The organism is Gillisia hiemivivida, from assembly GCF_007997295.1.
GTDB lineage: Bacteria > Bacteroidota > Bacteroidia > Flavobacteriales > Flavobacteriaceae > Gillisia > Gillisia hiemivivida.
Genome location: NZ_VORY01000001.1, coordinates 440566 through 453755 on the forward strand (window position 1 = coordinate 440566; position 13190 = coordinate 453755).

At 34.9% G+C, this 13190-nt stretch carries 11 protein-coding genes; 4 read left to right on the top strand and 7 right to left on the bottom strand.

The features are described from left to right. Nucleotides 1-55: 55 nt before the first annotated feature. A complete protein-coding gene (gene mfd, locus ES724_RS01915; protein ID WP_146928787.1) occupies nt 56-3469 on the top strand; it encodes a transcription-repair coupling factor in 3414 nt (1137 codons plus the stop codon). 57 nt (nt 3470-3526) lie between these two features. Here mfd and ES724_RS01920 read toward each other — a convergent pair whose 3' ends face one another. The 7 genes from ES724_RS01920 to ES724_RS01950 all read right to left on the bottom strand — a co-directional run bounded on the left by ES724_RS01920 (nt 3527) and on the right by ES724_RS01950 (nt 8448). Beyond that, nucleotides 3527-3970, bottom strand: a complete 444-nt coding sequence (locus ES724_RS01920) for a hypothetical protein (protein WP_146928790.1) — start codon at nt 3968-3970, stop codon at nt 3527-3529. Next, nucleotides 3942-4736, bottom strand: coding sequence for a hypothetical protein (locus ES724_RS01925; RefSeq protein WP_146928792.1), 795 nt, complete (start codon nt 4734-4736; stop codon nt 3942-3944). Before ES724_RS01925 ends, ES724_RS01920 begins: the two co-directional genes overlap by 29 nt. 377 nt (nt 4737-5113) lie before the next feature. Continuing rightward, on the bottom strand, nt 5114-5737 hold the full coding sequence (locus tag ES724_RS01930) for a hypothetical protein (RefSeq protein WP_146928795.1): 624 nt from the start codon (nt 5735-5737) through the stop codon (nt 5114-5116). A gap of 13 nt (nt 5738-5750) precedes the next feature. Further along, complete coding sequence (locus tag ES724_RS01935; protein ID WP_146928796.1) at nt 5751-6476, bottom strand: hypothetical protein; 726 nt, start codon at nt 6474-6476, stop codon at nt 5751-5753. Between the two features lie 43 nt (nt 6477-6519). Then, on the bottom strand, nt 6520-7098 hold the full coding sequence (locus tag ES724_RS01940) for a hypothetical protein (RefSeq protein ID WP_146928799.1): 579 nt from the start codon (nt 7096-7098) through the stop codon (nt 6520-6522). A 354-nt stretch (nt 7099-7452) separates the two neighbouring features. Next, nucleotides 7453-7812, bottom strand: a complete 360-nt coding sequence (locus ES724_RS01945) for a YraN family protein (RefSeq protein WP_146928802.1) — start codon at nt 7810-7812, stop codon at nt 7453-7455. Nucleotides 7813-7872: 60 nt separating this feature from the next. Further along, nucleotides 7873-8448: a hypothetical protein gene (locus ES724_RS01950; RefSeq protein WP_146928805.1), complete on the bottom strand. Its 576-nt coding sequence runs from the start codon at nt 8446-8448 to the stop codon at nt 7873-7875. Nucleotides 8449-8677: 229 nt separating this feature from the next. Here ES724_RS01950 and metG point away from each other — a divergent pair, with 229 nt between their 5' ends. Genes metG through ES724_RS01965 form a run of 3 tightly spaced genes read left to right on the top strand, consistent with a single transcriptional unit; the run spans nt 8678 to nt 13072 of the window. After that, nucleotides 8678-10747, top strand: coding sequence for a methionine--tRNA ligase (gene metG, locus ES724_RS01955; RefSeq protein ID WP_146928808.1), 2070 nt, complete (start codon nt 8678-8680; stop codon nt 10745-10747). An 11-nt stretch (nt 10748-10758) separates the two neighbouring features. Next, entirely contained in the window at nt 10759-12150 is a 1392-nt protein-coding gene (locus ES724_RS01960) for a hypothetical protein (RefSeq protein WP_146928811.1), read from the top strand. 19 nt (nt 12151-12169) lie between these two features. Then, on the top strand, nt 12170-13072 hold the full coding sequence (locus ES724_RS01965) for a histone deacetylase family protein (protein ID WP_146928814.1): 903 nt from the start codon (nt 12170-12172) through the stop codon (nt 13070-13072). Nucleotides 13073-13190: the final 118 nt, after the last annotated feature.

Below are 13190 nucleotides of genomic sequence, written 5' to 3' on the forward strand. Positions count from 1 at the left end.
ACAAAATAATATTAATATTTTGGGAGGGATAGCTTCAGCGATTATCTTTGCCGCAATGAGTAACGCAACTATTGCCCAAACATTTGCAAAGTCTCTGCAACAGCAGAAACTTGAGAATTTTATTGCCTCTTCCCAAAATAATCTCACAAAAATTCAATTAAAAGGACTGGTAGGATCGTCATTATCCTATGTGCTTTCCAATGCTTTTAGCACTGCAGAACGACCATTTCTATTGATATTTAATGATAAAGAAGAAGCTGCCTATTATTTGAACGATCTAGAACAATTAATGGGGGATAAGAATGTGCTTTTTTATCCGGGTAGTTATCGCAGGCCTTATGAACTTGAGGAAACAGATAATGCGAACGTGCTTTTAAGGGCAGAGGTTTTAAACCGCATTAATTCTCGAAAAAAACCGGCACTTATAGTTACTTATCCAGATGCTTTATTCGAGAAAGTAGTTACCAGAAAAGAATTAGAAAAGAGCACTTTGAAGATCGCCGTTGGGGATCAGCTTTCTTTAGATTTTGTAAATGAAGTTCTTTTTGAATATAAATTTACTCGAGTAGATTTTGTAACCGAACCGGGAGAATTTTCTGTGCGTGGTGGAATTATTGATGTCTTTTCCTTCAGTAATGATGAGCCATATAGAATAGAATTCTTCGGAAATGAAGTGGATAGCATCAGAAGTTTCGATGTAGAAACTCAGCTTTCAACAGAAAAAGTAAAGAAGATCTCGGTAATGCCGAATGTGGAACACAAACGTTTGGATGAGGTTAGGGAAAGTTTCTTGAAATATATTTCAGAAAAAACCATTGTCTTTATCAAGAATCCGGAATTGCTTTCTGGAGAAATGGACAAGTTATTTGGAAAGGCCCAAGAAGCATTTGCCAAATTAGGGGATGATATTAAACATAACAAACCGGAAGAATTATTTTGTTCTTCAGGACTTTTAACCCAACAGTTAGAAGAATTCAAAGTTGTAAATCTTGGTAACCTTACCAATCTACGCAAGAAATCTAGCACTGCAGTAGTAGATGCAGGGGAGATTATAGAATTCCAAACCAAGCCGCAGCCATCATTTAATAAGCAGTTTGATCTACTGATAGATAACTTGATAGAAAATCAAGAATCAGGATACAAGAATTATATCTTTTGTGTGAGTGAGCAGCAAGCCAAGAGATTCCATGATATATTCGAAGATCAAGAGCGGGAAGTGAAATACAAAACTCTGGTGCTTTCTATGTATCAAGGTTTTATAGATGAAGATTCTAAAATGGTGTGTTATACAGACCATCAGATCTTCGAGCGTTATCATAAATTCCATTTAAAGAATGGGTATGCTAAAAAGCAGGCCATTACTTTACAGGAGCTTACGAATTTAGAAGTAGGAGATTATGTTACGCATATAGATCACGGAATCGGGAAGTTTGGCGGACTTCAAAAGATCGATGTGGAAGGGAAGATGCAGGAAGCCATCAAATTATTCTACGGGGAGCGCGATATTTTGTATTTGAGTATTCATTCTCTACATAAGATCTCAAAATTCAACGGAAAGGATGGGAAACCACCAAAAATATATAAACTAGGTAGTAATGCCTGGAAAAACTTAAAACAGAAGACCAAGGCCAGAGTCAAGCATATCGCTTATAATCTAATTGAACTATATGCAAAGCGTAGAACTCAGGAAGGTTTTCAATATGGGCCAGATTCGTATTTGCAGTTAGAACTCGAAGCTTCGTTTTTATATGAAGATACTCCAGACCAAAGCACAGCTACAGCAGCAGTAAAGGAAGATATGGAGAGCCCAAGACCTATGGACCGTTTGGTTTGTGGAGATGTAGGTTTTGGAAAGACCGAAGTGGCTATTCGTGCAGCTTTTAAAGCCGTAGATAACGGAAAACAAGTAGCTATTCTAGTTCCTACTACCATTCTTGCTTTTCAGCATCATAAAACCTTTACAGAAAGGCTTAAAGATTTCCCAGTTACCGTAGATTATTTAAATCGTTTTAGAACTGCAAAAGAACGCAAGCAAACCCTTGAAGATCTTGAAAGCGGAAGGGTGGATATTATTATTGGAACTCATCAGTTAGTCAGCAAGGCAGTAAAATTCAAAGATCTTGGGTTGTTGGTGGTAGATGAAGAACAAAAATTTGGGGTAGCGGTAAAAGATAAATTGAAAACCATCAAGGAAAATGTAGATACACTTACTCTAACTGCAACGCCAATTCCGCGTACGCTTCAGTTTAGTTTGATGGCAGCGAGAGATCTTTCTACCATTACCACACCGCCGCCAAACCGTTATCCTATTGAAACCAATGTGATTCGTTTTTCAGAAGAAACTATTCGTGATGCCATTTCTTATGAGATGCAACGTGGAGGACAGGTTTTCTTTATTCATAACAGGATCGAGAACATCAAGGAAGTTGCCGGAATGATCCAGCGCTTGGTGCCAGATGCTAAAGTTGGGGTAGGACACGGACAAATGGAAGGGAAAAAGTTGGAAAAACTGATGTTGAGTTTTATGAACAGTGAATTTGATGTGTTGGTTTCTACCACTATTGTTGAAAGCGGACTGGATGTTACCAATGCGAATACCATCTTTATTAATAACGCCAATAACTTTGGGCTTTCAGATCTGCACCAGATGCGCGGTAGAGTAGGACGAAGCAATAAAAAGGCTTTTTGTTATTTCATCACTCCGCCATATTCTGCAATGACAGACGATGCCAGAAAACGAATTACGGCTTTAGAGCAATTTTCTGATCTGGGAAGCGGAATAAACATCGCTATGAAAGATCTTGAGATTCGTGGAGCAGGAGATCTTCTTGGAGGAGAGCAAAGTGGATTTATAAATGATATTGGTTTTGATACCTATCAGAAAATATTGAATGAAGCTATTCAAGAGCTGAAAGAGAATGAATTCAAAGATCTTTATGAGGACACCACTGCTGCCGAGGATAAAGTATTTGTAAAAGATACCCAGATAGATACCGATTTCGAGTTGTTGTTCCCAGACGATTATATCAATAATATCTCTGAGAGATTGAGTCTTTATACAAAGCTGAATAATTTGAAGACTGAAGAAGAGCTTCAGAAATTTGAAGCAGACCTGGAAGATCGTTTTGGAGAATTACCTACACAGGCGATAGATCTACTGAATAGCGTTCGAATTAAATGGATCGCTTCTCATATTGGTTTAGAGAAAGTGATCATGAAGCAAGGAAAACTGATCGGATATTTTATTGCAGATCAGCAATCCAAATTCTATCAGACTCCAATTTTCACCAAGGTGTTACAGTATGTGCAAACACATTCGCATTCCTGCACCATGAAAGAAAAGAAAACAAGAGCAGGTTTACGATTGTTATTGACCTTTGAAAAAATTTCTTCTATTGAAAGAGCTTTAAAAGTTTTGGAGCCTTTAGATTTCAGAGTGAAAGTGGAGGAAGAGGTGAAGGCTGAATAATTATTATTGCATCCCACCTAATTTTAGGAGGGGTAATCGAAAAGCGGGGGTAGCCAGTTATTGAAAGTTATCTCTAATAATAATAACTCGTTGTTTTGCTTCAATAATTTTTAGCTTATTTTTTTTAAAATCCTTTTTCATAATAAATATTCTTGGCAATTCTACATTCTTTTCCGGTGTAGTATTTTCAAAGGTATTTATTAAAAGTTTTGTTATTGCGGCTCCAGTTGGAGTAATACTTACTCTATTTATATAATCTATCTCATGCGTTTCAGTCTCAATTTCCTCTAAATAAATAGTATCCTCCTTATTATATAAATAAAAGAAATTGGTTTCATTTGATTTTATTTGGTAGTTAGAATTAAGAATTGCTTCATTATAGTCCAAGTATATTTTTTCCTTCTCTTCACATCCTAAAAATAAGATGCTAAATATTACTATAGAAAGAGAGAACCATTTTAATGTTAGTGTTTTATCCTTCAACTCGACATCTTTTATCATAAATTTTGGCATAATCCACAAGTAGATTATAATCTGCTAACTGATTTTCAGTCAATTCATATACTCCATAACTTGCAAATATTTTGTAATCATCCATGCTACTAAAAAGTGCAGAATCATAATCATATAGAATTTGTGCCATCCTGTTTATAAAATGGTCTTCCATAATAGCGTGACTGTAATTTCTCAATCCTTTTTTATTCATATATATTTTATAAAGCGCCTTAAAGGATTCATTGTGAAGATCTAATTTTTTTGCTAAAAACGCATGGGCCATTTCATGTACCAAAGTTTTTGCAATTTCCATTGAGGAGCTATTTCCCATTCCGCTTAGAATTATATGGTATTCACCCTCTTCATTACCTCGTTCAGTTCCTCCCCCTTTGTATCCCAAATTCCCTTCACGAAAAACAAGATCTGCTCCACCAATATTCCCTTCACCGAACTCGATAAATAATTGAGTCATCATGTTTATGTAACCGTTTGTGGGGTTGACTCCCGCCCATTGTAACCGATTATAAACACAGAGCTCTTTATCTTTTAATTGTACTGAGATTTCAACAACTTCTTCCTCTTCAACAACTTCTTCTTCTGCAGTATACGTAGAGCCACCCCCACCCCCACGACTAGGATAGCTCCAAATGGATCCATAATCATAGCCACTCGCTGAACCAACAGGATAAATAGCGCTGATGGAGACATAAGGAGTTTTGGTTGGCGAAGAACTCTCTAAAATAACTTCATCTAAAGTTTGGTTACATCCCATATCAATACCTGCCCATCCCCCTTCATCACATTTTGAAGAGTTATCAAACTTTTCTTTCTTTACAAATCGCGTAATTAAATTTCCATTCTTGACTCTAAACCCAGTTATAAATTTTAAATCTAGTTTAGAAATTATTATTTTACCAGTGAATAAAGTATCATTATTCTGGGGTTCTGGCTCAAGATTAAATAAAATAGGTTCGATATTTCCGTTTACTTCAAGTACTAAAACTCGACTGTCGACCTCTGTATATTTAGATTTCGCTGGGATAATTATTTTTTATAAAATACCACTGTTTATAAAATAAAAAATTTTGCAATTAAAGGGTTCCGCAATTAGTTATAAAAAAGAAAATAAAAGGGTTCTTAAGCGAAAAATTATGAAATCCATATGCCTATACTTTTGACAATAATCCATTTTCCATTTTTTCTTTCGAAAAAATAGAGGGCTGAATTTCCAGCTAATCCGCTTGTGCTCCTTGTGCCAATAATGACAGCTTTATCGCTGTTTGCATTAAAAGCAATTCTAGAAAAACTTATTAGTAGGTCAAATTTTAAATAATCTGAAACCTGAGGATCTAACAGCTGTTCTTTATATTCAATAATAGAATCTTTCCGTTTGGTTTTTATTAAAGACAAATCCAAAGGTTGGGCATCCAAAGATTTTAACTGTAAAACTAAGGTTTTAAATTCCTCATCTAGCTTTAAATTTTCAATTTCTAAATTCTTTCCTGAGATTAAATAACCAGGAATTGCAACTGTTTTAATTTCTCTACTCTGTTCCTCCCTAAGTTTAGTAAAGGTTCTTACCGTTTGCAGGGAATCTTCAGATATATAGCCCTCCAGTAATGGAGGAAAATCTTGTAGAGTAGGTAGAGCCAGAGTGTCGTAAAGTGTAATTAAAATTTCGTTGGAATTTTCAAATTTCTCTTCAATTCCTATACCACATGAAGAAACAATCAGTACAATTGATACAGAATATTTAAGATACAAATTTCTCATATTTCAATGGTTTTTATAAACAATCTTTGGCAAAAGTAGTGGTAGCTAAAATTGCTGCCTGATTTTTATAATATTCTGAATCCCTACCTTTATCTAAAGGTTTGAAAACGCCGTTATCATAATAACCATTATATCCGTATGCTCTTAATCCATCCCATCCAAACCCCATATAATGTTCCAAAGGATATCTAGAGCCATCTAATTCCCTCATCGCTTGTGCAATAGGTTTTACATAATTATCTGCCATAAATTGATGTTGGACTGTTGTTGTAGCTAAGTCTAATCCATTTCTTGCTCCATAATGATAATAATAATTAAGTAAATTTCTTCTTTGATTAGGATCTATCCCCTCATTGAATTCATATACATATTTATAAATTTCCGCATGTATCCCCTCGTGAAGCATTGTAGCAGCTAAATCTAAAGAATAATTACCAAAAGATTGAATTTTGATTATTACATTTCCGTTTTCAATATCACCTCCATTTGCACAGCCATCTTTACCAATACCACAATAACCATCCTTTATAATTAATTTATAATTATCATTATTATCGAATACGCCAATTGTCTTTCCATAAAGCTTATTAATTTTTAACTTTTCTAATAAACACCTGGCTCTTTTATTTAATTCAGAGTCATCAATTTTATCTTCAACAGGCTCGTGCTCCTCTTCAGGAGCACTTGTATAACCTACCCCCACCTTTACTAGGATAGCTCCAGCTAGTTCCACCGTCATAGCCACTCGCTGAACCAACAGGATAAATATGGCTGATAGATACCTAAGGAGTTTTGGTTGGCGAAGAACTCTCTAAAATAACTTCATCTAAAGTTTGGTTACATCCCATATCAATACCTGCCCATCCCCCTTCATCATATTTTGAAGAGTTATCAAACTTTTCTTTCTTTACAAATCGCGTAATTAAATTTCCATTCTTGACTCTAAACCCGGTTATAAATTTTAAATCCAAGTTAGAAATTATTATTTTACCAGTGAACAAAGTATCGTTATTCTGTATTTCTGGCACAAGATTAAATAAAACAGGCTCGATATTTCCGTTTACTTCAAGCACTAAAACTCGACTGTCGACCTCTGTATATTTAGATTTCGCTGGGATAACTGTTAATAGTTCTGTGCTATTATTAATGGTATCATAGTGAAGTTGATCATAATGAATAACAAGTTCTGCCTGTTTATTTGAGTTGCTTTTCTTAAAATTTTTCAAATAATCGATAGCGTCCTTTTGAGACACGGTTGAAAAATGCTTGGATGAACTTTCATCGTGAATTTCAAGGGTTTCTTCTTTTTCACAGGAGGCACTAAAAATTACAAGCGCAAGCAATACGTAAATTTTCTTCAAGTTTAGGATCTTTTATATTGTTAGAAATATTGCGTACTTGAAGGCGTTAAAACGCGTTACGGAGCAGCAAAACTGTTAATTTGAATAGGCAATATATATATACCTAAACCGCAAATTTTTTCTTTAAAAATTATTAGAAGTACTGCTAAAAGAAGTAATAATAGGACGTATTGGATCACTGTTTTTTAACTGTGAAAAAATCACAACAATAAAATGAAATTAAAAATAATAAGAGCTTTCTAGATTTCAGAGTGAAAGTGGAGGAAGAGGAGAAGGTTTAAATTTTACCCTTCAGTCATACCTGCGGAATTCCACCTTCCCTAGAAAATAGGGGAGGAGCAAAAAATATGTTGTCTAGAAATACAAAAAAGCATTTTCCAAATGCTCTATTTTGGTACCTGATTGATTTTTGATAATCGCGATGATATCAAATCTAACTTCTACGTCAAGATTATGTTCGTTCACAAAAAAGTCAACAGCTTTTACTAGATTCTGAATTTGTCTTCCTTTTACAAAATCCTGAGGATTCCCAAAGTCGGGAGTGCTTCGGGTTTTGACTTCTATTATGGCCAAAACATCCTTCTTTCTAACAATAATATCCACTTCTGCTTTTTGATGTCTGAAGTTTCTTGCAACTATTTTGTAACCATGTTTAAGTAAATAAGCAACTGCTAATTCTTCCCCTTTTTTACCAAGCTCGTTATGAGATGCCATTTACTGATTTCTAAAATGTGTTTTAAATGTACACTATTTCAGCTGATTACAGGATTTCGGTTACCCCCTAAACAAGATGGCTTTCACTTTAAGATCCATTTCTTTAATTTCTTCAGCAGTAGCCGTTATGATATGATCTCCGTAGAATTTGTTTTTTGGCTCCTTTTCTGGTGCAAGAAACACATGAACATTGGATTTCTCCAATTTTCCATCATTCCATGCTACCGCTCCACTATAATCCCATCCAAAACCATAAAAAGAAATTGGTTTCTGATTCATTTTGGTCAATTCATCATAGGTAGATCCTATTTTTATTGAGGTCTTACTTTTCCATTTTCCGTTGGAATCCATTCTAATGTCCTCTATTTGAGTTCTATTTTTGTCTTTCCAAGTAATGTGCAATTCATCTGGAGTATTTGGAGAGATCACCGTATAGGCGCGTTCTTCAGTGCCTTCTTCAAACAAACCGACATCTTCAGTTATCACTTCATTTGTAAAGGTGTTTTTAAGAGTAGTATCATTCATCTCTAATAGATCTTCAACAAATAGTTGTTTTGAACTGGGTGTTGCTGTATTTTTTGAAGAATTACAGGAAACTATGAGTAAAATGGCCGATAAATAGAAAAACTTGCGCATAACTTATATTTTCAGCTAAAATCTAGTTCTATGGGGACATGAGCATTGTCTTTTGCAATAATTTAACGCATAGTATTTCACAGTTGCTTACCTTTGCAGCCTTAAATCCCTCACTGAGGGTTTAATTCCCCGAGGCTCTGCCTCGATTTTTAAAAGTATTTTCCTCCCGAGAATTCGGGATATAACTCGTGGGCTTACCCCAAGGTTATTAATTAAATTTTAGAAGCTAATGAGCAATTCGCCACAACGTTATACAATTACTGCAGCATTACCATATACCAATGGACCTATTCATATTGGGCATTTAGCAGGAGTTTATGTGCCAGCAGACATTTATGCCCGATTTTTAAGAATGCAAGGGAAAGATGTAGCTTTTGTATGCGGAAGCGATGAACATGGAGTTGCTATTCCTATGAAGGCGAAGAAAGAGGGAATTACATCACAAGAATTAATAGATAAATACCATGGGATCATTAAGCAATCCTTTGTGGATTTTGGGGTGACTTTCGATAATTATTCCAGAACATCGAATAAGATTCATCATGAAACAGCTTCAGAATTTTTCAAGAAGTTATATGAAGACGGAAAGTTTATAGAAGAAACTACCGAGCAGTTATATGATAAAGAAGCAAATCAATTTTTAGCAGATCGATTTGTTACGGGAACTTGCCCGAAATGCGGGAATCCGGAAGCTTATGGTGATCAATGTGAAAGCTGTGGAAGTTCTTTGAATGCAACAGATCTTATTAGTCCTAAGTCGGCTATAACAGGTGCTGTTCCTAGCATGAAGGAGACTAGGCACTGGTTTTTGCCTTTAGATCAATATGAAGATTTCTTAAGGGAATGGATCCTGGAAGGACACAAAAAAGATTGGAAGGCCAATGTGTATGGGCAAGTAAAATCCTGGGTAGACGAAGGCTTGAGAGCACGTGCCGTAACTCGCGATCTGGATTGGGGAATTCCTGTTCCTGTTGAAGGTGGCGAAGGAAAAGTGCTATATGTATGGTTTGATGCTCCAATTGGATATATCTCTTCTACCAAAGAATGGGCAGCACGTGAAGGAAAGAACTGGGAAGATTACTGGAAGAAAGAGGACACCAAAATGGTGCATTTTATAGGAAAGGATAATATCGTTTTTCACTGTATTATTTTTCCAATTATGCTGAAAGCAGAAGGAAGTTACATTCTTCCTGAAAATGTACCTGCTAACGAATTTTTGAATTTGGAAGGAAAAAAACTTTCCACTTCTAAGAACTGGGCTGTTTGGTTGCATGAATATTTGGAAGATTTTCCAAATCAGCAAGATGTGTTGAGGTATACCCTTACCGCCAATGCACCGGAAACTAAGGATAACGATTTTACCTGGAAAGATTTTCAGTCAAGGAATAACAATGAGTTGGTTGCGATCTTCGGGAATTTTATAAACCGTGCAGTAGTGCTTACAGATAAGTATTATGAAGGAGTAGTTCCAGCATCGGGAGATTTTACAGAAGTGGATGAGCAAACCTTAGCTGCGGTAAAAGCATATCCAGCAGTAATAGCAAGTTCTATAGAGAGATATAGATTTAGAGAAGCCCAAGGGGAATTGATGAATTTGGCTAGATTAGGTAATAAATACCTGGCAGATGAGGAGCCATGGAAAGTGGTGAAAACCGATCCAGAACGAGTGAAAACGGTTATGTTTGTAGCGCTTCAGATTTCTGCTGCTTTAGCAACTTTAAGTGAGCCATTCCTGCCTTTTACTTCAGAAAAATTAAAAACTATTTTAAATATTTCTCCAAGCGAAGGGGCTCTTAAATGGGAAGAAATTTCAGCAAAAGATTCTTTAATTCTTGCGGGACATAAAATAGGAAAAGCAGAATTGCTTTTCAGTAAAATTGAAGATGAACAAATTCAACAACAATTAGATAAATTGGAGGCAACAAAAGCCGCTAACGAAGCTGATAATAAAATAGCAGAACCACAAAAAGAGGAATCGACCTTCGAAGATTTCTCTAAAATGGACCTGCGTGTTGGAACTATAGTAGAAGCTAAAAAAATGCCAAAGGCAGATAAATTATTGGTGCTCAAGGTGGATACTGGGATTGATGTAAGAACCATAGTTTCTGGAATTGCAAAAAGTTTTAAGGCTGAAGACATCATTGGTAAAAAGGTAACTGTAATGGTAAATCTTGCTCCTCGTAAATTAAGAGGGGTAGAAAGTCAAGGAATGATCTTGATGACTGAAAATGCTGAAGGGAAGCTGGTGTTCTTGAATCCAGATGAAGAAGACGTGAAGGACGGGACTATAATTAGCTAGACAAACATTTAATGAAAAAATACCTAATTACCGTTATAATTATTTTGTTTGGATTGTCAATTTCCAAAGCTCAATCTGGACGAATATCTTTTAAAAATGAGGATATAAGCCACCTGCTTAGTATGGATATTCATACAATTCCTAATTCTGAAACTGAAGACCTTATTTTTTTACTTGGGGATCAAAAAGATCTTTGGGTTTATAAGTATGACAAAAATTATAAGAAAGTTTTAGATTTTAAACTAGACAATAATTTTCATGGGATTTATGAAAAAGTTATAGGATATCAAGTTCGTGAAAATAGTTTCGACTTAATAGCGCCAAATAGCTCAATGAAGAAGTTTGAAATTCTCAGCTTTAATATTGATGATAGAAGTCTAATAAAAAAAGAGGCTGACTTTAAGTTTTCCAAAAAGGAGAAATATTTAAACTCTTTTCAGGTAAAAAACTCTTTTTTTCTTTTAAGTTCTGATAAAGAAAGCACTCTTTTTATAAGAAAATTAGATGAGGATGGTGAATTTAAATTATTAAAGAAGTTTAAACTTGATGAATTTGACAATGCTGGCACACAAATAAGTTTAAAAAAATTATATACTCCAGATTTATTGAGGACTCAGGATTTTAATCTTTTTACAGGCTTTAACGGAGAAAATCTTCAGGCTATAAATTACAGGATGCCTACTTCTTTATCTGTTACTTCCCAAAAAACAAAAATTTATCAAGATGAGTCTATAATTCACCTTGTAATGGAAATTGAAGATGAGTTTACAGCTATAGGCACTATAGATCTGATATCCTTAACAATGGAGAAAAATATAATTCCATATATTAAAGATGAGTACGGAAGGTATAATGATCATAATTCTTATTTATATAAAAACACCTTATATCAAATTAGCGCCTCTAATGATGCAATGATTTTGCAAATTAAAAATATGCAAGGGGAGGTTTTAAATCAATTTTCTTTACATGATGGGCAGGAAAAAATAGAGTTTTCTAACACACCAATTATGGTGGAAGGCTATGGGTATTACAGGTACAATAGAGAATTGGAAGAGCCTAAAAAGTTCCTAAGAAAATTGATGAAGGGTGAAATGGGCATAAATGTTATAGAAAAGAATAATAATTTTATTATCCAAATCGGAAGTAGTGATGATAGAGAAGCTAGTTCTTATCCCAATTTTACAACTCCGTCTCAATGGTCTACCCAAATTAGGGTGTTATTGGATAAAGATTATCAGCATTTATCAGGAGAAATCGAGCCTACTAATTTTGATTTACTTAGCGATTATCAAATGAATAAGAGATATAAAATTTCTTCATATGTCCATTCAAATCAAGAATCCGTTTTTCTAGGTTATTATAATTATCCTTCAGAAGAATTTAGACTGATTGAATTTTAGTTAAAAAATATTTATTCTATTGCTCAAAATAGCAAATCATCCCATTTATAAACACCCCTTGCCAAGCGGCCATCGGTTTCCTATGGAAAAATATGACCTGTTGCCAAAGCAATTATTACATGAAGGAACTTGTACAAAAGAGAACTTCTTTGAACCGGAGCTTCCTGAAATGACAAGGATACTGGCAGTGCATGATCAAGATTATGTAGAAAATCTTGTAAATATTTCTATTGAAAAACGAGCTGCAAGAAAAATAGGTTTTCCTCTTTCCAAGGAGCTTGTCCAACGAGAACTCATTATTGCAGACGGAACTATGAAAGGCTGTGAATATGCTTTGGAACATGGAATTGCTATGAATATTGCGGGAGGCACACATCATGCATACACTAACCACGGAGAAGCTTTTTGTTTGTTGAATGATCAAGCTATTGCTGCGAGATATCTTCAGAATAAAAAAGGTTTAAAAAAAATCTTGATTGTAGATCTGGATGTGCATCAAGGAAATGGTACAGCTGAGATCTTTCAACATGATGCTTCAGTTTTTACTTTTTCCATGCATGGAAAGAACAATTACCCATTCAGAAAAGAAACCTCCGATCTGGATATCGAATTGTCAGACCAAACCGAGGATAAAGAATATCTAGAAATTTTAAAACAAACCTTACCAGAACTTATAGAAAAAGAGAAACCAGAATTCATCTTCTTTTTAAGCGGAGTGGATATACTTTCGACAGACAAATTAGGGAAACTGGGTTGTACTATAAATGGTTGTATGGAGCGAGATCGATTTGTTTTGCAAACTTGCCACAATCTCAAGATCCCGGTTCAAGTAAGTATGGGCGGTGGCTATTCTCCAGATATCAAAACTATATTGGAGGCGCATGCCAACACATTTCGAATAGCACAGAAGATCTATTTTTAAAATTCTCATTAAAAAATAACAATCTTCTCCAAAAAAATAAACCTATCCTCTCATAATTGCAGTTCCTTTTGTTGATACTCTTTTAAATTCTATATCTTAGAAGCAGATTAAAATTTTG